Origin of the sequence: Rouxiella silvae (assembly GCF_002093625.1) — a bacterium.
Taxonomy (GTDB): Bacteria; Pseudomonadota; Gammaproteobacteria; order Enterobacterales; family Enterobacteriaceae; genus Rouxiella; species Rouxiella silvae.
Genome location: NZ_MRWD01000007.1, coordinates 69529 through 89212, shown reverse-complemented (window position 1 = coordinate 89212; position 19684 = coordinate 69529). Strand labels below are relative to the sequence as shown.

The window sequence follows — 19684 nt, the reverse complement described above, 5'->3', positions numbered from 1 at the left end:
ATTCCCTCGCGAAGTTCTTTCAGCAGACCACTTTTTTATCCGCGAGAACTGTATAAATAACCATGCTATATTTAACATCTGTTTCGCACTACTCCGCCTGCGTTTTCAGCCGCAGTCCGAGGCAATAATTCGTTATTTATCGAGGCCGTTATCAACCACGCTACTGTGCCAAACCATCAGCCAACGCCACCACGCACGGGCTTTGTTCTCACGCGACACTGGCGAGATACGCCGCGCGGTACGGAGGTTGAATTCTGGTTAGCGACCGATGACGGCCCGCAAAAAGTCAGACTTCCCCCTCAAGAGTCGGTAGCCTTTTTAGCTGCAGAACAACAAGATAGCGCGCAAAAACTGCTACAGACAGAAAAAGGCTACAACCTTCGCCCCCTGCCTCTGAAAGATTTTCGCCTGCGCCCGATCTTGGGCCTTTATTGCAAAGGGCATCGCCAACTGATGCGCATCGAGAAGATATTAAAAGACAGCGGCATCGCCCTTTATGAGGCCGATATTCGCCCTCCAGAGCGGTTCCTGATGGAGCGCTTCATCACTGCCCCCGTTTGGTTTAGCGGAACTCCAGATGCCGACGGCACATTGCTGAATGTTAAAATGAAGGCCGCCGAAGACTATCGGCCCAGTCTCAAGCTCTGCTCACTTGATATCGAAACCAGCGGCAACGGCGAGCTTTACTGCATTGGACTTGAAGGCTGCGGCCAGCGCCACGTCTACATGCTGGGGCCGCCCAACGGCGTGCCGGACAGCCACGGAGATTTCATTCTTGAGTACGTTGAAAGCCGCCCAATGCTGCTGCAAAAGCTCAACGACTGGCTGGCGCAGTACGACCCCGATGCAATTATTGGCTGGAACGTCGTGCAGTTTGACCTGCGCGTTTTGCAAAAACACGCCGAGCGCTACAAAATTCCGCTGCGTTTTGGCCGCGACGGCAGTGCCCTTGAGTGGCGTGAACACGGCTTTAAACAGGGGCACTTTTTTGCGCAAGCCACCGGCCGCTTAATCATTGACGGCATTGAAGCATTAAAATCCGCGACCTGGAACTTCCCCTCTTTTAGTCTGGAATACGTCTCGCAAACTTTGCTCGGCGAGGGTAAAGCGATTGACAACCCCTACCAACGTCTGGCAGAAATTGAGCAACGGTTTCGAGAGGACAAGCCTGCCCTTGCCCGCTACAACCTTAAAGACTGCGAGCTGGTCACGCGAATATTTGCAAAAACGGAGCTGCTTTCATTCTTGTTGGAGCGTGCCTCGGTGACTGGTTTGGCCGCCGACCGCAGCGGCGGTTCGGTGGCAGCATTTACGCATCTCTACCTGCCACGCATGCACCGCATCGGCTACGTGGCACCTAATATGGGCGAACGGCCGGAAGAAAACAGTCCAGGTGGATTTGTGATGGACTCTCGCCCTGGGCTGTACGATTCAGTGCTGGTGCTTGACTATAAAAGCCTGTACCCGTCGATAATCCGTACCTTTTTAATCGATCCCGTGGGATTGATAACCGGTCTGGACCAACCTGACGACGCGCATTCTATACCTGGCTTTCGCGAGGCGCGTTTTTCACGCACTCAACACTGCCTGCCGGAAATTGTCCGCCAGATCTGGCAGGGCCGAGAAGTGGCCAAAAAGCAAAAAAATCACCCGCTCTCTCAGGCGCTTAAAATTATCATGAACGCACTATACGGGGTATTGGGCACCAGCAGCTGCCGCTTTTTTGACTCGCGGCTTGCTTCATCAATCACCCTACGCGGTCACGCTATCATGCAGCAAACTCGCCAGCTGATTGAAGAAGAGGGCTATCAGGTGATTTATGGTGACACCGACTCGACCTTTGTCTGGCTCAACCGCGCCCATGCAGCAGAAGAGGCCGACGAAATCGGCAAGCGCCTGGTTATCAAGGTTAATCAGTGGTGGAAAACGCATCTTGAACGGGAGCTGGGCCTCGAAAGTGCGCTAGAACTGGAGTTTGAAACGCACTATCAACGCTTTTTGATGCCAACGATCCGTGGGTCAGAGTTGGGCAGTAAAAAACGCTATGCTGGCTTGGTGAAAGACGCCAAGGGCGAGCATATTGTCTATAAGGGGCTGGAAACCGTCCGTACAGACTGGACGCCGCTGGCCCAAACTTTTCAGCAGGCGCTGTATGAGCGAATATTCCACCAACAACCTTACCAAGATTACATCCGCGACTATGTCGCCAGCACCCTAAACGGCGAGTTTGACGACCAACTTGTGTATCGCAAACGCCTGCGTCGCCGTCTGAGTGAATACGAACGCAACGTGCCGCCCCACGTGCGTGCGGCGCGGCTTGCGGACGAATACAATCAGGCCAATGGTCGCCCAATGCAGTACCAGAACGGCGGGTGGATAAGCTATGTAATGACCACCTCGGGGCCGGAGCCGCTCGAGAATCGACGCTCCCCTATCGATTACGACCATTATATCGAGAAGCAGCTCGAGCCGGTTGCCGACGGCATTTTGCCGTTCCTGCAGGACGATTTTGCTACACTGATAACGGGGCAAATGGGATTGTTTTAACCAGAAGGCGCAATGAAAGGTGACGAACGGCCTACCATCAATTAACATAGCGCCCTTTCCCATTTCTTATCTACTCTCACACATTTAAAGACTCCACGCCTTTTGGGCGGGGAAAGAAAAGCTATTACTCAACGTTTAAGAACTGAATAGAAAGGGCACTTCAGCCCAATAGACACAAAGCACAGAGAGACATTATGCCCTTTACACTTGGTCAACGCTGGATCAGCGATACGGAAAGCGAATTAGGTTTAGGTACGATTGTTGCGGTAGACGCGCGCATGGTGACTGTGCTTTTCCCCGCTACTGGTGAAAACCGCCTGTATGCCAGAAATGATTCCCCCATCACCCGCGTAATGTTTAATCCGGGCGATACCATCAGTTGTCATGAGGGATGGCAACTGAAAGTTGAAGAAGTCGTTGAGGACAAAGGTTTGCTCACTTATGTGGGTATTCGTCTGGACACCGAGGAAGAAGGTGTCGCGATGCGTGAGGTCCTGCTCGACAGCAAGCTGACGTTCAGCAAGCCACAAGACCGCCTGTTCGCGGGTCAAATTGATCGTATGGACCGTTTTGCCCTGCGTTTTCGCGCACGTAAATACCAGCGTGAACAGTTCCGCCTCGAGTTTGGCGGCCTGCGAGGTATGCGCGCCAGCCTGATCCCACACCAACTACATATTGCTTATGAAGTGGGTCAGCGCCATGCGCCTCGCGTACTGCTGGCAGACGAAGTCGGTCTGGGTAAAACCATAGAAGCAGGCATGATTATCCACCAGCAACTGCTTTCGGGCCGCGCCGAGCGTGTGCTGATCGTAGTGCCGGAAACCCTGCAACACCAGTGGCTGGTCGAAATGATGCGCCGCTTCAACCTGCATTTCTCGCTGTTTGATGACGACCGTTACGCCGAATCGCGCCACGACGCCACCAACCCGTTTGAATCTGAACAGCTTGTTATCTGTTCACTGGACTTCGTTCGCCGCAACAAGCAGCGCCTTGAAGAGCTTACCGAGGCCGAATGGGACATGCTGGTGGTTGATGAAGCCCATCACTTGGTGTGGAGCGAAGAAGCGCCAAGCCGTGAATACATGGTGATTGAGCAGCTTGCACAGACAATTCCCAGCGTGCTGCTGTTGACGGCAACGCCCGAGCAGCTCGGCCAAGAAAGCCACTTTGCACGCCTGCGCCTGCTGGACCCGGATCGTTTCCACGATTACGAAGAGTTCATCGAAGAACAACAGCAATACCAGCCGGTCGCCGATGCGGTCACGCTGCTGCTTAACAAACAGCCGCTGACGCCCGATGCGCTGGCGCTGCTAGGCGAAAGCGTGGGCAATGCCGATGTTGACGCCCTGCTCAGCGCTGCCAATAAAGGTGATGAAGACGCGGCCAAAAAATTGGTCGCGATGCTGATGGACCGCCACGGCACCAGCCGCGTGCTGTTCCGTAACACTCGTAACGGCGTTAAGGGCTTCCCTGCACGTCATTTACAGTCAATTAAACTGCCGTTGCCGACTCAGTATCAAACCGCTATCAAGGTTTCTGGCATCATGGGCAGTAAGAAAACCGAAGAAGCCCGTGCGCTGGACATGCTTTATCCAGAACAGATTTATCAAGAATTTGAAGGGGATAATGCGACCTGGTGGAACTTTGATCCTCGCGTTGAGTGGCTGCTGGGCTACCTGACGGCCAACCGCGACAAAAAGGTGCTGGTTATCTGCGCCAAGGCCGCCACGGCGCTGCAGCTGGAGCAGGTGCTGCGCGAGCGTGAAGCGATTCGTGCCGCCGTGTTCCACGAAGGTCTGTCTATTATTGAACGCGACCGCGCGGCCGCCTATTTTGCTTCGGAAGAAAACGGCGCACAGGTTCTGCTGTGTTCTGAAATCGGCTCAGAAGGCCGCAATTTCCAATTTGCCAGCAAAATGGTGATGTTCGACTTGCCGTTTAACCCAGACCTGCTCGAACAGCGCATTGGCCGTCTGGACCGTATTGGCCAGCTAAACGACATTGAAATCATGGTGCCTTATCTGGAGCAGACTGCTCAGGCTATTCTGCTGCGCTGGTTCCACGAAGGCCTGGATGCGTTTGAGCACACCTGCCCTACCGGTCGTACTATTTATGACGCCAGCTATCAACAACTGATCGGTTTCCTGGCTACGCCAGCAGAACAGGACGGGCTAGACGCCTTTATTCTTGCCTGCCGCGAGCAGCACGATACCCTTAAGCAGCAGCTCGAACAGGGCAGAGACCGCCTGCTCGAAATGCACTCCAACGGCGGCGAACCGGCTCAGGCACTGGCCACCGCGATTGGCGAGCAGGACAATGACGTTAATCTGGTGAACTTTGCGCTCAATCTGTTTGATATTGTAGGCATTAATCAGGAAGATCGCAGCGACAACCTGATCATCCTGACGCCGTCCGATCACATGCTAGTGCCTGATTTCCCAGGTTTGCCGCAGGACGGTTGCACCGTGACCTTCGACCGTGAGCAGGCACTGTCGCGTGAAGACGCGCAGTTTATCAGTTGGGAACACCCGATTATCCGCAACGGTCTGGACCTGATCCTCTCCGGCGATACCGGCAGTTGCGCGGTGTCTATTTTGAAAAACAAAGCACTGCCGGTTGGCACACTGCTTGCCGAACTGCTGTACGTTGTCGAGTGCCAAGCGCCTAAACACCTACAGCTGACGCGCTTCCTGCCGCCAACGCCGGTGCGCATGCTGATGGACCGTAAAGGCACCAATCTGGCAGCACAGGTCGAGTTTGAAAGCTTTAACCGCCAGTTGAATGCAATCAATCGTCACAACTCCAGCAAACTGGTTAACGCCGTGCAGCAAGACGTTCACGCCATGCTGCAACAGGCCGAGCCGCTGGTGGCCGTTGAGGCGCAGGCACTGATTGCCGCTGCCAAGATTGAGGCCGATCTCCAGCTGACGCTTGAGCTAGAACGTTTGAAAGCGTTAAAAGAAGTGAACCCTAACATTCGTGACGATGAACTCGAGTCGATTGAATCGAATCGCCAGCAGGTTCTGAGCAGCCTAAACGAGGCGAACTGGCGTTTAGACGCCATTCGTCTGGTGGTGGTAAGCCATCAATGATAACGCCACTGCCGTCAAATATTCTGCCACTTGAAGACTATCATCCAGCGACCGATCCTTGGTTGCGGATCCTGTTTCAGGATGAACATCTGATGGTGGTGAACAAGCCCAGCGGACTGCTTTCGGTCCCTGGCAAAGCGGCCGAACATTACGACAGTCTGATGACGCGCATCCAGCGAGATTTTCCGATCGCCGAATCGGTGCATCGTCTCGATCTCTCAACCAGCGGCGTGATTGCCGTGGCGCTGACCAAAGAGGCCGAACGCGAGTTAAAACGTCAGTTCCGCGAACGGGAAACCAAGAAAGCCTATATTGCGCGGGTCTGGGGACACATGGAGGAGGACTACGGTATTATCGATTTACCGTTGATCTGCGACTATCCCAATCGCCCGAAGCAAAAGGTGTGTCATGAGACCGGCAAAAAGGCGCTGACACAGTATGAAGTGCTGTCGTGGGATGAAGACGGCACCACGCGAGTGAAGCTGCGTCCGGTAACTGGGCGTTCGCACCAGCTGCGCGTTCATCTTCTTGCCCTCGGCCATCCGATTTTGGGTGACAAGTTTTATGCGCATCCTGAGGCGCTCGCAATGGCGCCTCGCCTGCAACTGCACGCGCAGGAGTTATCAATTTATCATCCGATAACCGATGTGCCGATGACGTTCAGCTGCGATCCTGACTTCTGATTGTTTGTAACGCCGTAAAAAAACAAAAACGCCGCGAGTTTTGCTCACGGCGTTTTTTATTTATTTAACAGTTAGTTAAACCTAAGCAGAAGGCCTATTTAAAACCTTTCTCGCGCTTGATCAGATCATAAGCTGACTGGATCGACTGCGCTTTCTGCTTGGCCATTTCCATCATCTCTGGCGGCAAGCCTTTCGCCACTAGCTTGTCAGGATGGTGTTCGCTCATCAGTTTGCGGTAGGCACGCTTGATGGTGGTGGCATCGTCAGTAGGCTCAACGCCCAATACCTTGCAGGCATCGGCCATTGTTGGCCCCTGCGAACTGCGCTGGTAGCCGCCGTAGGAATTTTCGCCCTGCTGGCTACCGCCGAACTGTTGCCCCCCCTCCATCATGGAGAGGAATTGATCAAACTGATGACGTGAGATGCCCAACTCTTCTGCTATCACATAAAGCACCTGCCGCTCGTTGGGATGCAGTGAACCATCGGCATAGGCCGCTTGGATCTGAATCTCCAAAAACGTGCGGATCAGGTCAAAACGCCCAAAGCAGACGCTGCGGAACTCGCGCATTTTTTCTCGAAGCGGATAATTACCGCCCTTACCGGTGCGAAATGCCTGCTGCGCCGCCTCTCGTTGCTCGCCGTGCAGCCGCATACGCTCCATGAAAAGGCTGGCTATTTGTATATCGGCTTCAGTCACTCTCCCTTTTGATTTAGTTAAATGCCCCATCACCTCGAAGGTGGTGCGGAAAAAAATTGTTTGTCTTGTCTGCTGATCGGAGAAAAAACCACGTCTTTTAACAGCCCGCGCCTTGTCTACCATATGGCCGACCAGCAACCCTAATACGATTCCCCAGAAGCCTGTACCGGACATTAAGCCCAATATAAGTCCGAGCAGCTTTCCCCAATACTGCATATACTCCTCAATTCACAATGCCGTCGCGTAAGATTTGCTTTATCATAACCGGCATTTACCGTTGTGCCTAACGGCGACAGCGTTAACCCTGTGGATTTAACACTAGCGCAACGATGATGAGTGAGATAGTCTCTGACCGTTTGCCGGCATGACGCCTCTGATGACGGAACACACATTTTACGTATGAAAAATAGACGTATGAAAAAAAGCTTCCCCACCCTGCTGGCCACAATGATTTGGACGGCACTCTATAGCCAGGGCGCGCTGGCCTCACTCGCTGAGCAATGTATGCTCGGCGTGCCGACCTATGACAAGCCACTGGTACAGGGAGACCCTAACCAGCTGCCGGTAAAGATCCAGGCAGACAACCTGCAGGGTACTTATCCCAACGATGCCCTTTATAGCGGCAACGTGACGGTTGAACAGGGCAACAGCTCTTTAAAAGCCGATCAGGTTCAGCTTAACCAGATTGCTCATCCAAATGAAGCGACACCGCTTCGTACCGTCACGGCTACCGGCGACGTGCTGTATTTCGACAATCAGGTCAAGCTTAAAGGTCCCAAGGCGTTCTCTAACCTGAACACCAAAGATACCGACGTCGAAAAAGGCGATTATCAAATGGTAGGTCGTCAGGGCCGCGGCACAGCCGACCTGATGAAACAGCGCGATAATAACCGCTATACCATTTTGAATAATGGGACTTTCACTTCCTGTCTGCCCGGCGACAACAGCTGGAGCGTGGTTGGCACCACGGTGATTGAAGACCGCCAGGAAGAGCTGGCCGAAATCTGGAACGCCCGTTTCCACATTGGCCCGGTGCCGGTATTCTACAGCCCTTATATGCAGTTGCCGATTGGCGACCGCCGTCGTTCAGGGTTCCTAATCCCTAACGCGAAGTACGGCAGTAATAACGGCTTCGAGCTGATGTTGCCGTATTACTGGAATATTGCGCCAAACTACGATGCCACTATCACGCCGCACTATATGAGCAAGCGTGGTACTCAGCTGCAAAACGAATTCCGCTATCTGACCGTTGCCGGTGCCGGCGTCATGGAGTTCGATTTCCTGACCGATGACAAACTGGTTGAGGCTGCACACCCGGGCGAGAACAACACTAAACGCTGGCTCTACTACTGGCAACACAACGGCGTTTATGAACAGAACTGGCGTTTCAACGTTGACTTCACTAAGGTCAGCGACCCGTATTACTTTACCGATCTCGACTCCAAATTTGGTTCAACCACCGACGGCTACGCAACGCAGAAATTCAGCGCAGGCTATGCCAATGAAAACTGGGACATCACGCTTGCCAGCAAGCAGTTCCAGATTTTCTCCGAGACGACAACAACGACTACCAATGTCTACCGCGCCATGCCGCAGTTGGACATTAACTACTATAAAGATGATGTCGGTCCGTTTAACTTCCGTACCTATGGGCAGATTGCTAAATTCACCAACGTGAATCCGGCGTTCCCAACGGCAACCCGCTGGCACGTCGCGCCGCAAATTGACCTGCCGTTAAGCAACCGCTGGGGAAGTTGGAATAACGAAGTGAAGGTAATGGCGACCCATTACCAGCAGGACATCCCTAACAGCTATTACGATATTTACCCGGACTCAACGCTCAAGAGCTCGGTAAACCGCGTCATGCCGGAATTCAAAAGTGACGGCAAGATGGTGTTTGACCGCACCATGGATTGGAATCAGGGTTATACGCAAACTCTCGAACCCCGTTTGCAGTATCTCTATATTCCTTACCGTGACCAAAGCGATATTCAGCAGTATGACTCTACATTGCTGCAGACAGACTACACTGGCCTGTTCCGCGACCAGAGCTACAGCGGGCTGGACCGTATTGCCTCGGCGAACCAACTGGCTTCGGGCGTCACGACCCGTATCTACGACGACAGCCTGGTTGAACGTTTCAACGTGTCCGCGGGTCAGATTTACTACTTCACCCGTCCACGGACCGGTGACCCGACCAGCAGTCTAGATAAAAGCGATGATACCGGCAGCATGGTGTGGGCCGGTGACACGTACTATAAAATCAACGATACGCTGGCCTTCCGAGGCGGACTGCAATACGACACGCGTCTTGATGCACTCGCCATCGGCGATGCAGTGTTGGAATATCGTTCTGATGCAGAAAGAATGGTTCAGTTGAGCTACCGTTACGCCAGCCCGGAATATATTCAGGCAACGCTGCCTGGTGTCACTAACCCGGGTTATCAGCAAGGGATCTCGCAGGCCGGCATTATTGCCAGTTGGCCGATTGCCGATCGCTGGGCCGTGGTGGCAGCGTATTACTATGACACTAAGGCAAAACAGGCCGCTGACCAGTTGCTTGGCGTTCAATATAGCACGTGCTGCTGGGCGGTTAATTTCGGCTACGAGCGTAAAATTACCGATTGGGATTACACCAGTTCCACCCCAAGTAGCCAATATGACAACCGTATTTCATTTAACATTGAACTTCGTGGCCTGAGCAGCAATCAAAGCTTGGGTACTAAAGAAATGTTAGCCAGCGGCATACTGCCTTATCAACGTGCATTCTGATGCCCTATGGCATGTTGAATTCAGTAAACTTGAAACTTGAACCCGCATTTGCGGATTAAATAAATGGATAAAGTATGAAGAACTGGAGAACACTTCTCCTCGGCGTGGTGCTTTGTGCTAACACCGCGTTCGCAGCACCGCAAGAGGTTGATAAAGTTGCCGCCGTTGTTGATAACGGGGTTGTACTGGAAAGCGAAGTCAACGACATGTTGATGTCGGTTAAGCAGCAATCAAAAGAAGCGAAACAACAGCTTCCAGATGATGCAACACTGCGTCATCAAATTCTCGACCGCTTGATCATGGATAACATCCAGTTGCAGATGGCAACCAAGATGGGCATCACGGTGACTGACGACGACGTCAACAAGGCCATTGCCAACATCGCACAGCAGAATAACCTGACTCTCGATCAGCTGCGCAGTCGCCTGGCTTATGAAGGTCTGAACTACAACACTTACCGTACTCAGATCCGTAAAGAGATGCTGATTTCGCAAGTGCGTAACGGTGAAGTTCGTCGTCGCGTGACCATTCTTCCTCAGGAAGTTGACGCGCTGGCGAAACAGTTAGCTGCACAAACCGGCAATGAGGCTGAATATAACCTCAGCAATATCCTTTTGCCTTTGCCACAAAATCCGACTCAGGATCAGGTTGACCAAACCGAGATACTGGCCAAAAAATTGGTGAGCGAACTGAACCACGGTGCCGATTTTGCCAAAATGGCGATGACCTACTCTGCCGATCCACACGCGCTGGACGGCGGTAATATGGGTTGGGGCAAGCTCCAGGGTCTGCCTTCACTGTTTGCTCAAGCGCTCGCTACTGCCAAGAAAGGCCAAGTTGTGGGTCCAATTCGTTCAGGCGTGGGCTTCCACATCCTGAAAGTGAACGATATGCGTGACGTCGACCAGAAAGTATCGGTGACTGAAGTTCACGCTCGCCACATTTTGTTAAAAACGTCTGTGGTTTTGACAGATGCTCAGGCGCAGGCAAAACTGGAACAGGTTGCTGCAGCCATTAAGAGCGGCCGTGCCAACTTCGCCGACGAAGCTAAACAGCTTTCTCAGGACCCAGGTTCTGCTAATCAGGGCGGTGACTTAGGTTGGGCTTCACCAGACATGTATGACCCAGCATTCCGCGATGCGCTGCTGAAGCTGAAAAAAGGTGAAATCAGTGCGCCGGTGCGTTCTTCCTTCGGATGGCACCTTATCCAGCTGCTTGATACCCGTCAGGTAGACAGAACGGATGCTGTACAGAAAGACAAAGCCTACCGTCTTCTGTTCAATCGCAAGTTTGCCGAAGAAGCGCAGTCCTGGATGCAGGAACAACGCGCGCAGTCGTACGTGAAAATTCTGGACGGCAATGGACAATAAAATCCACGTGACTCAATCAGTGGTCATTACCCCCGGAGAACCTGCCGGGGTGGGTCCTGACCTGGTTCTCGCGCTGGCTCAACGGGATTGGCCCGTTGAGCTTGTCGTTTGTGCCTGCCCGTCTCTGCTGCTAAGCCGAGCCAAGGCGCTGGGTCTGCCTATTCGTTTGCTCGACTACCGCCCGGGATATGCTAAACCTCAGGCGGCGGGAACGCTAACCGTGCTCCCTATTCCCCTTGCGGAATGTGTCGTTGCCGGACAGCTTAACGTGGCCAATGGCCCCTACGTCGTTGAAACGCTGGCACGGGCCTGCGACGGGGCGATAAGCGGCGAATTTGCCGCACTTATCACCGGTCCGGTTCAAAAAAGCATCATCAATGACGCAGGCATTCCGTTTATCGGCCACACCGAATTCTTCGCCGACCGCAGTCTGTGTGACCGCGTGGTGATGATGCTGGCCACCGAAGAGCTGCGCGTCGCGTTGGCGACAACGCACCTGCCGTTAAAAGACGTTTCGGACGCGATCACCGTGCAGAGTCTGCATGAGGTGATCACGATTCTCGATAACGATCTCAAGACCAAATTTGGCATTCAATCTCCGCAGATTTACGTGTGTGGCCTTAATCCTCATGCGGGAGAAGGCGGTCATATGGGACGTGAAGAGATTGATACCATTACGCCAGCGCTCAATTCGCTGCGTGAAAAAGGCATTAATTTGATTGGCCCGCTGCCCGCAGATACGCTTTTCCAGCCGAAATATCTGCAGCATGCCGATGCTGTCCTGGCCATGTATCACGACCAAGGCCTGCCGGTGCTAAAATATCAGGGCTTCGGTCGCGCCGTGAACATTACGCTGGGGCTGCCGTTTATTCGCACTTCGGTCGATCACGGTACGGCGCTCGACCTGGCCGCCACCGGCAAAGCCGACGTTGGCAGCTTTATTACCGCCTTAAATCTTGCCATCAATATGGCTTCTGTCAGCAATGACAACAATCTGTCTGAAACGACGACTTATGTCAGTAACGACAACAACAGTAGTGAAAAAACACAGCAATGAATAATCGAGTCCACCAAGGCCACTTCGCCCGTAAACGTTTTGGACAAAACTTTTTAAAAGATCAGTTTGTCATCGACAGCATCGTTTCCGCTATCCACCCTATGCCGGGTCAGGCCGTTGTTGAAATCGGCCCCGGTCTGGCAGCGTTAACCGAGCCTGTCGCGGCACGCCTTGACGCCATGACCGTTATCGAACTTGACCGCGATTTGGCGGCCCGTCTTGAAGTGAATCCCAAGCTGGCCAACAAACTGCGCGTGATCCAGGCCGATGCGATGACCGTAAACTTCGGCGAATTATCTGAAGAACTGGGTCAGCCGCTGCGCGTGTTTGGTAACTTGCCTTACAATATCTCCACGCCGTTGATGTTCCACCTTTTCACCTACACGAATTCAATAAGCGACATGCATTTCATGCTGCAAAAAGAAGTGGTGAATCGTCTGGTTGCCGGTCCAAACAGCAAAGCGTATGGCCGTTTAAGCGTGATGGCGCAGTATTACTGCAATATTATTCCCGTGCTGGAAGTGCCGCCTGAGTCCTTCACACCGGCGCCAAAAGTTGATTCAGCCGTTGTGCGTTTGACCCCGCATGCGGAAATTCCTTATCCTGTTTCCGACATCCGCATTCTTGCGCGCCTGACGACCGACGCCTTTAACCAGCGCCGCAAGACTATCCGCAATAGCCTGGGTCATTTGTTTACCCCAGAGCAGATGACGGAGCTGGGTCTTGACCTGTCGATGCGTGCTGAAAATATTTCGGTTGAGCAGTACTGCAAATTGGCCAACTGGATTTCAACGCGCAAGAACAACGAACAGTAAACTTAGCAGGAGTGCCGCTATGCTTAATGCCCCGCGAGTCAGTATTCAGGTACAAAGTATCTACATTGAGTCTCAGTCGATACCGGAAGAACAGCGTTATGTTTTCGCCTATACCATTACTGTCCGCAATCTTGGGCGTCATAACGTGCAACTCCTGCGTCGTTACTGGTTGATAACCAACAGTAACGGCCATCAAACCGAAGTTCAGGGTGAAGGCGTTGTCGGTGAACAGCCGCTGATCGTGCCAGCCGGTGAGTTCCATTACACCAGCGGTGCCATCCTTGAAACGCCAATGGGCACCATGCAAGGTCATTACGAAATGATTGACCATCACGGTGAGCCTTTCCAGGTGCCAATCCCCGTGTTTCGGCTTGCGCTTCCAACGCTGATAAATTGAGTTTCCGAGTAATAAAACGCTTATGTCGACATATTTAGTGGGTGATATTCACGGTTGCCTTGATGAGCTAAAGGCTCTGCTTGCACAGGTTGATTTTAACCCTCAGCACGACTGCCTTTGGCTGACCGGCGATTTAGTGGCCCGTGGCCCTGATTCGCTTGAAGTTTTACGTTTTGTCAGTGGATTAGGCGATGCCGTGCGCATGGTGCTGGGCAATCACGACCTGCACCTCTTGGCTATTTACGCGGGTATCACGCCCAACAAGACTAAAGATCGTCTGACGCCGCTGCTGGAAGCCGATGATGCCGATACGCTGATCAACTGGCTGCGTCGCCAGCCTGTTTTACAGGTTGATGACGAGCTCAAACTTGTTATGGGCCACGCGGGCATTACGCCGCAGTGGAACATCGAGACCGCAAAAGTCTGCGCCCGTGAAGTTGAAGCCATTCTGAGCAGCGACAGTTATCCGCTATTCCTCGACGCCATGTACGGTGATATGCCGAACAATTGGTCAGAAGAGCTGAGCGGCCTGGCTCGACTGCGTTTCAGTACCAATGCGCTGACGCGGATGCGCTACTGTTTCCCGAACGGCCAGCTCGACATGATCTGTAAAGACTCGCCCGAAGATGCTCCGCGCCCGCTTAAGCCGTGGTTCGATCTGCCGAGCCAGGTTATGCAAGAGGGTTACAGCATCATCTTCGGCCATTGGGCTTCTCTTGAGGGCAAGGGCACGCCAGAAGGTGTGTATGGACTCGATACCGGCTGCTGCTGGGGCGAAGAGATGACAATGTTGCGCTGGGAAGATAAAACGTTCTTTACCCAACCGTCGAACCGCCGTAAAGAAAAAGAGAAAGAAAAAGAGCAGCTTCGAGCGCCAAAAGCCTCTTAATCTTCTTTCCCAAATTTAACAAATGAAAAAGGCACCCGAAAGGTGCCTTTTTGCATTACTGCCTCACGCCGCGATTAACCGCGACGGTCAAGAATTTCGAAGCAGTAACCGTGTGAGTTGGCCTCATCAGCGTCGTGGAATTCGCTGAATACACTTTCCCACTCGTCAGGCTCGTAGTCAGGGAAGTGAGTATCCCCTTCGACTTCGGCATCGATATGAGTGAGATACAGACGATTCGCGCGTTGCAAGAACTGATCGTAAACTCTGCCACCGCCCATGATCATCACTTCTTCTGCATCACTCGCTGCCGCCAATGCGTCCTCTACCGAGGTGACCCAAGTTACGCCGTCGTGGCTACCTGGTTGGCTGCTGATAACGATGTTCAAGCGGCCAGGCAGAGGCCGACCGATAGACTCAAAAGTCTTGCGCCCCATAATAACCGGTTTATTCAGCGTATTACGCTTGAACCAAGCCAGGTCAGCCGGTAAATGCCAAGGCATGGCATTTTCCATACCGATAACGCGATCCGCTGCCATTGCAGCGATCAGGCTGATAATCATCGTGAAACCTTGTGGTGAAGTGCTAATAAAAACATATTCGTGGTTCCGCCGGCAGACGACATACAGCAGACCAGGAAAACATTCTATGTCGGGGCAGAAAAGAGCCACACTATACGGAAAGGGCAATCCGCCGTCGATAGGGAGAACGTGCCTTCATAAAGATATAAGAGACCTCTTAGCGGAGTGTGATTAATTCAGCATAATTATCTAATGGGCGAAGAAATACTGCGTGTAAAGCCTTAATCAAAGGCCGGCCAGCAGCGTTTCCCACTACTGCTGTCCCTCACCTCTTGGCGCATGTAAACTGCCGATTACGCTTCGGTTTATTTAGTATACAAACGGGAATAACCAAGACGCGCTGGCGCTGTTAAAAGTCGCTGATTGGCGTATGATGCCGCCTTAATTTCTCATGCTTCTTGATGACGGTCAGTTTAATGCTCGAAACCTCTTTGTTTGTCGCTACCATTGCTGCGCTGGGGATGATCTCCCCGGGTCCTGACTTCTTTCTGGTGATAAAAAACGCCGCACGTTATCCACGCATGACAGCGCTCATGACCTCGCTGGGCGTTATCTGCGGTGTGTTAACTCACATGTCCTACTGCGTAGCTGGACTGGCCGTGGTTATTACCCAAACCCCTTGGCTGTTTGACCTGTTGAAATACGTGGGTGCTGCCTATCTTATTTGGGTTGGCGTGCAGGCACTGCTGTCGCGTACCGACAGTAAAATGAATCTCGACAATGTCGAGAAACAGCAGGTGAAGATGAGTAAAGCCTTTGTACAGGGCTATTTATGCAACCTGCTTAATCCTAAGGCGACGCTGTTTTTCCTGGCGATGTTTACTCAGGTGCTGCAAATTAACTCTACGCTGGGCGAGAAGCTGTGGTATGCCTCAATTATTGTTGGGCTGTCATGCATCTGGTGGCCGCTGCTGGTGGTGCTTATTCAAAGCGGTCCAGTACGTCGAGGGCTGGCCAAGGCGCAGAAGTTGATTGATAAACTGCTTGGCGGCGTGTTGATTGCGCTGGGTATTAAAGTCGCGCTGAGCTGAAAATAAAGTAAAAGGCAAAACCTGAGATAGGCTTGCCTTTTTAATTTATTGAAATCACCATAAAAATTAGAATTAAAAGATTGTTAAAAATTAATTTATTTGCAAAGGAAAGCTATTGAAAATCCAGGCCTGACGCGCAGCCTTCATATCATTGTTTTCACTCCCGTCTCGATTTGGTCCGGGATTGTAACTTTTGTCATTACACTTATTCTCATCTACGCAAATATATTGATACCCACCCGCTTGTACAATTGAACCTTGTTTGAATGTATCCAACCCAGTCCAATAAAGCTGCGCTTTCTCTAGAGATTTATGCATCATTGTTGGATTTGTAATAGCACTACATTCTTGGTGATATATCCCTAATACACAGATTTCATGCGTATAATTAGACAGTTGTCGTTTTCCCGCAACTTTCTGAGAAACCTCAACGTTAAATGTTAATTTTTGACTTTCTTCAGACTTTTTCGCGGTAAATGTCAATACACCACGATTCATTTTAACATTTTTTATATATTTAGCGGCATTCTGGTTTATGTTCCACGCATAGGTTTGCTGCGTTTCTCCCTTTGAAGGTGAAACATCGAGAGTTACGTCCGTACCACCTAACACACGGTCAGGCCCCTTTAAGCTATCGCATTTCATATATAAACCATCTTGGCAAAATGCGTGGGTTACATTGACATACTCACCGTTGTCCTCCACCGCTGCCTGTAAAATAGTATATATTACGGGAACATTAAGGGTTGTGCCTGCAGTGACCGATGTTGAGAGGAAAGGATATTCCTTATTTACCTTGAGGAAATTGTCTGACTCATATTGAGTATAATCAGAGAACCAATAAATTTTAGTATTATCAATACCTAGTTTTTTTAGAGTGAATGTACCCGGTGCTTTTTGAGTCACGTGTGTTGGCCCGTCGATCAAAAAGTTATTTTCGAGCGCCAATACGTTCCCTGACAATAATAAAGCGCAAGGTACAAATACGGACAATACAGTTTTAGATAAAGTGTTCATGTTCACAAAAAATCCTTTTAAGTGATTGTAATAAAATGTTTCAGAAGTTGGGTCTACGGAGTGCATTAAATAGCATTAAAACTTCAACCGCAATGCACCAGACGTTAAATAGAATTTTCTCTATTAAGATTAATATTGTCTCGACGGAAATTCATGTAATAAAAAACGCACCTAAAAAGGTGCGTTTTTCTTTAAGATTATCTTTAGCCATTGCTATAGATGAAAATTATTTGGCTTCTATCACCTCATGTTCAGGTGCTTTGCCGTCAATACTCCCACGCCAGCTTTGCTGCTGCTCGCCAAGGCGCTCCTGATCCTGCTCAATGGCTGCAGAAAGCATATCGCGGGCACGTGCCAAACTGGCGAGACGGAACTCAGTATCCTCATAGTTCTCAAGCGTCGCCTCCAGCATTTTCAGGTTGTAGTGTTTAAACAGGTCGGCTTTTTCCCTCGCCTCATAGGGATCAAGACCCAGCATTTCGAGCGTTTCACGCCCTGCGCGCAGTGAGCCTTCAAACAGCTCACGTTCGGGCGCCTCTACGCCCAGCTGGCGCAGCTGATACCAGTGATCGACGTCGCGAGCGCGGGCAATAATCTTCAGATTAGGGAAGTTCTCTTTGGCCAGACGCGTCAGTTCAAGGTTGGCTTCAACGTCATCAATGGCATTAATCAGCACCTTAGCCTGTGCCGCACCGGCGGATTCGAGCAAGTCGGCGCGCGTTGCATCACCATAAAACACCTTGGTGCCGAATTTACGCAGCGTTTCGATATGATCCGGATCGTTGTCCAAAACCACCGTGTGCACGTTATTAGCAATCAGCAAACGTCCGGCAATTTGCCCGAAGCGGCCAAACCCGGCGATAATCACACTGGCATGCTCGTCATCAATCACGTCCTGCGGACGCGAGTCCTTCGGCGCATTGCGCTCCAGGCGGCTGGCAATAACCAATAGCACCGGCGTTACGGCCATAGAAAGCGCCACGGCCAGCGTCAACGCTTTAGCCCACTCGGGGGGAAGCACGCCTGCCATTTGCGCCGCGCTAAAGATAACGAAGGCGAATTCACTGCCCTGACCAAGCAGGATGGCAAACATTCCGCGCTGTCGTTTCGGCACGTTCAATAAAGGAGCCACAATCCACAGCAGTGCTGCCTTCAGGGCCATAAAGCCCGCCAACAGGCCGGCAATCAGCATTGGGTGGTTAATCAGCGTACCAAAATCGATAGACATGCCGACGCCGATAAAGAATAGCCCCAGCAACAGTCCTTTAAACGGCTGAATATCGCTTTCCAGCGCGTGGCGATACTCAGAGCTGGCAAGCATAACACCGGCCAAAAATGCGCCCATTGCCATCGATAAACCGGCCATCTCCAGCAATATGCCAAATCCGAACACCAGGAATAGCGCCACGGCGCTGAATACTTCGCGCATGTTTGAACGCGCTACAAAGTGCAGCAAGGGCCGCGCCACGTAACGCCCCAGCAGGATAACTATCGCCAGCGCCCCCACCACTTTGGCGGCAGAGAGCCCAAACGAGAGCATGGTGGTTGTTTCACCGGTGCTGGCCAACAGCGGGATCATCGCTACCAGCGGAATGGCGGCGATGTCCTGGAACAACAGCACGGCGAAGGCGCTGCGCCCGATAGGCGTGGGAGTCAAGCTTCGTTCACTCATCGCCTGCATAGCAATGGCGGTAGACGACAGCGCCAGCGTCAGGCCAATCAACAAGGCAATTTTCCAGTCGAGTCCCAACGCGGCGCAAAATGCGCTCAGCACCAGCCCACAGCCGACCATCTGGATGCTGCCCCCACCAAACACCGAGGCGCGCAGGGTCCACAGTCTTTTCGGATCCAGTTCGAGGCCGATAATAAACAACATCAGCACGACGCCAATTTCGGCAAAGGTCAAAATAGACTCGGCGTCGGACACCAGCTTGAGGCCCCAGGGACCAATGATGCAGCCGGCAATCAGGTAACCCAGCACCGAGCCGAGACCAAGACGCACTGCAATCGGGACAAACAGCGCGGCGGAGCCAAGATAAATCAGCCCCTCGATCATCATGCTGTGATTATCCATTCACTTCTCCTTCTGCAGTCTGTGCGTCCACCAGCACCGTAGGGTGCGCAATCTGCCAATCGATCAGCCGCTGGCGGTAAGCCTTAGCCCCTGCGTTAAGAGAAACTTCATCGCAGGTAAAGGTGTTATGCAACGTAAAATAGGGCTGCCATTTCATGCCGCAGTAAAGTGCCGTAGCTTCAACGGGCTGCGCCAGAGTGGCGAAATCAGGATGGCTCCCCAGCTCAAAATGCTGCTCATTGCCGCCGGTGGTTACCGCCCACAGAAAACCTTTACCGCGCAGCGCTTCACCGCCGTGCCCATAGGCCCAACCGTGCTCAAGCACCTTGTCAATCCACAGCTTGAGCATCGGTGGTAACCCATACCATTGCAGCGGATGCTGGAAAACCACCAGGTCGGCCTCTTCCACCGCTTTTTGCTCGGCCTTAATGTCAATACTGAAATCAGGATAGAGATCGTAAAGAGATCTGATTTTTACATCAGGAAGATCCTTAATTCCCTGAAGTAAACGCTGATTAGCATGAGAATGCCGAGGGTAAGGGTGAGCATAAATAATCAGGATCATAAAACTTCCGTTTAAAAATGGTTTCAGATCAGCATACGCAACTTTGCGCCTGAGGAAAAATAGCCAATCTTTTAATCTTGTTAATTTAATAAAAAAGCAA

15 protein-coding genes are annotated in these 19684 nt (G+C 51.9%); 10 read left to right on the top strand and 5 right to left on the bottom strand.

The features are described 5' to 3' along the window. Positions 1-165: 165 nt before the first annotated feature. The 3 genes from BS639_RS04595 to rluA all read left to right on the top strand — a co-directional run bounded on the left by BS639_RS04595 (position 166) and on the right by rluA (position 6322). Complete coding sequence (locus BS639_RS04595; RefSeq protein ID WP_084982364.1) at positions 166-2547, top strand: DNA polymerase II; 2382 nt, start codon at positions 166-168, stop codon at positions 2545-2547. 194 nt (positions 2548-2741) lie between these two features. Beyond that, positions 2742-5639 carry an RNA polymerase-associated protein RapA gene (rapA, locus tag BS639_RS04590; protein WP_084982363.1) on the top strand — a complete coding sequence of 966 codons (2898 nt, stop codon included), beginning with the start codon at positions 2742-2744 and terminating at the stop codon, positions 5637-5639. Next, positions 5636-6322: a bifunctional tRNA pseudouridine(32) synthase/23S rRNA pseudouridine(746) synthase RluA gene (rluA, locus tag BS639_RS04585; RefSeq protein ID WP_084982362.1), complete on the top strand. Its 687-nt coding sequence runs from the start codon at positions 5636-5638 to the stop codon at positions 6320-6322. Before rapA ends, rluA begins: the two co-directional genes overlap by 4 nt. 94 nt (positions 6323-6416) lie before the next feature. On the opposite strand, the gene djlA is transcribed toward rluA, so the two are convergent. Further along, entirely contained in the window at positions 6417-7235 is an 819-nt protein-coding gene (gene djlA, locus BS639_RS04580; RefSeq protein ID WP_055774803.1) for a co-chaperone DjlA, read from the bottom strand. A gap of 198 nt (positions 7236-7433) precedes the next feature. On the opposite strand from djlA, the gene lptD reads away from it, so the two are divergent. The 6 genes from lptD to apaH all read left to right on the top strand — a co-directional run bounded on the left by lptD (position 7434) and on the right by apaH (position 14319). Beyond that, complete coding sequence (gene lptD / locus BS639_RS04575) at positions 7434-9791, top strand: LPS assembly protein LptD (RefSeq protein ID WP_055774800.1); 2358 nt, start codon at positions 7434-7436, stop codon at positions 9789-9791. Positions 9792-9865: 74 nt separating this feature from the next. After that, positions 9866-11161 carry a peptidylprolyl isomerase SurA gene (gene surA / locus BS639_RS04570; protein ID WP_055774797.1) on the top strand — a complete coding sequence of 432 codons (1296 nt, stop codon included), beginning with the start codon at positions 9866-9868 and terminating at the stop codon, positions 11159-11161. Next, positions 11151-12218 carry a 4-hydroxythreonine-4-phosphate dehydrogenase PdxA gene (gene pdxA, locus BS639_RS04565; RefSeq protein WP_084982361.1) on the top strand — a complete coding sequence of 356 codons (1068 nt, stop codon included), beginning with the start codon at positions 11151-11153 and terminating at the stop codon, positions 12216-12218. The genes surA and pdxA overlap by 11 nt, the downstream gene beginning before the upstream one ends. Beyond that, entirely contained in the window at positions 12215-13033 is an 819-nt protein-coding gene (gene rsmA / locus BS639_RS04560) for a 16S rRNA (adenine(1518)-N(6)/adenine(1519)-N(6))-dimethyltransferase RsmA (protein ID WP_055774792.1), read from the top strand. The genes pdxA and rsmA overlap by 4 nt, the downstream gene beginning before the upstream one ends. A gap of 19 nt (positions 13034-13052) precedes the next feature. After that, positions 13053-13430, top strand: coding sequence for a Co2+/Mg2+ efflux protein ApaG (apaG, locus tag BS639_RS04555; protein WP_055774789.1), 378 nt, complete (start codon positions 13053-13055; stop codon positions 13428-13430). 22 nt (positions 13431-13452) lie between these two features. Next, positions 13453-14319, top strand: a complete 867-nt coding sequence (gene apaH / locus BS639_RS04550) for a bis(5'-nucleosyl)-tetraphosphatase (symmetrical) ApaH (RefSeq protein WP_055774786.1) — start codon at positions 13453-13455, stop codon at positions 14317-14319. 74 nt (positions 14320-14393) lie between these two features. On the opposite strand, the gene folA is transcribed toward apaH, so the two are convergent. Next, the gene (gene folA, locus BS639_RS04545) at positions 14394-14879 is read right to left on the bottom strand and encodes a type 3 dihydrofolate reductase (RefSeq protein ID WP_084982360.1); all 486 of its coding nucleotides are present in this window, start codon (positions 14877-14879) and stop codon (positions 14394-14396) included. Positions 14880-15313: 434 nt separating this feature from the next. Here folA and BS639_RS04540 point away from each other — a divergent pair, with 434 nt between their 5' ends. Continuing rightward, on the top strand, positions 15314-15928 hold the full coding sequence (locus BS639_RS04540; protein WP_055775274.1) for a LysE family translocator: 615 nt from the start codon (positions 15314-15316) through the stop codon (positions 15926-15928). Positions 15929-16018: 90 nt separating this feature from the next. Here the strand turns inward: BS639_RS04540 and BS639_RS04535 are convergent, their stop codons facing one another. From BS639_RS04535 to kefF, 3 genes are all read right to left on the bottom strand, one after another. After that, on the bottom strand, positions 16019-16945 hold the full coding sequence (locus tag BS639_RS04535) for a hypothetical protein (protein ID WP_084982359.1): 927 nt from the start codon (positions 16943-16945) through the stop codon (positions 16019-16021). 226 nt (positions 16946-17171) lie between these two features. Continuing rightward, entirely contained in the window at positions 17172-19019 is a 1848-nt protein-coding gene (gene kefC / locus BS639_RS04530) for a glutathione-regulated potassium-efflux system protein KefC (RefSeq protein WP_084982358.1), read from the bottom strand. Beyond that, positions 19012-19584 (bottom strand): glutathione-regulated potassium-efflux system oxidoreductase KefF, encoded by a 573-nt coding sequence (gene kefF, locus BS639_RS04525; protein WP_055774774.1) that lies wholly within the window; start codon positions 19582-19584, stop codon positions 19012-19014. Before kefF ends, kefC begins: the two co-directional genes overlap by 8 nt. Positions 19585-19684: the final 100 nt, after the last annotated feature.

Bases quoted from the DNA above. Each gene is read 5' to 3' on its own strand.
- folA (WP_084982360.1), bottom strand. From the start codon at position 14,879: ATGATTATCAGCCTGATCGCTGCAATGGCAGCGGATCGCGTTATCGGT.
- surA (WP_055774797.1), top strand. From the start codon at position 9,866: ATGAAGAACTGGAGAACACTTCTCCTCGGCGTGGTGCTTTGTGCTAAC.
- rsmA (WP_055774792.1), top strand. From the start codon at position 12,215: ATGAATAATCGAGTCCACCAAGGCCACTTCGCCCGTAAACGTTTTGGA.
- apaH (WP_055774786.1), top strand. From the start codon at position 13,453: ATGTCGACATATTTAGTGGGTGATATTCACGGTTGCCTTGATGAGCTA.
- rluA (WP_084982362.1), top strand. From the start codon at position 5,636: ATGATAACGCCACTGCCGTCAAATATTCTGCCACTTGAAGACTATCAT.
- apaG (WP_055774789.1), top strand. From the start codon at position 13,053: ATGCTTAATGCCCCGCGAGTCAGTATTCAGGTACAAAGTATCTACATT.
- kefC (WP_084982358.1), bottom strand. From the start codon at position 19,019: ATGGATAATCACAGCATGATGATCGAGGGGCTGATTTATCTTGGCTCC.
- lptD (WP_055774800.1), top strand. From the start codon at position 7,434: ATGAAAAAAAGCTTCCCCACCCTGCTGGCCACAATGATTTGGACGGCA.
- kefF (WP_055774774.1), bottom strand. From the start codon at position 19,584: ATGATCCTGATTATTTATGCTCACCCTTACCCTCGGCATTCTCATGCT.
- BS639_RS04535 (WP_084982359.1), bottom strand. From the start codon at position 16,945: ATGAACACTTTATCTAAAACTGTATTGTCCGTATTTGTACCTTGCGCT.
- BS639_RS04540 (WP_055775274.1), top strand. From the start codon at position 15,314: ATGCTCGAAACCTCTTTGTTTGTCGCTACCATTGCTGCGCTGGGGATG.
- djlA (WP_055774803.1), bottom strand. From the start codon at position 7,235: ATGCAGTATTGGGGAAAGCTGCTCGGACTTATATTGGGCTTAATGTCC.
- rapA (WP_084982363.1), top strand. From the start codon at position 2,742: ATGCCCTTTACACTTGGTCAACGCTGGATCAGCGATACGGAAAGCGAA.
- pdxA (WP_084982361.1), top strand. From the start codon at position 11,151: ATGGACAATAAAATCCACGTGACTCAATCAGTGGTCATTACCCCCGGA.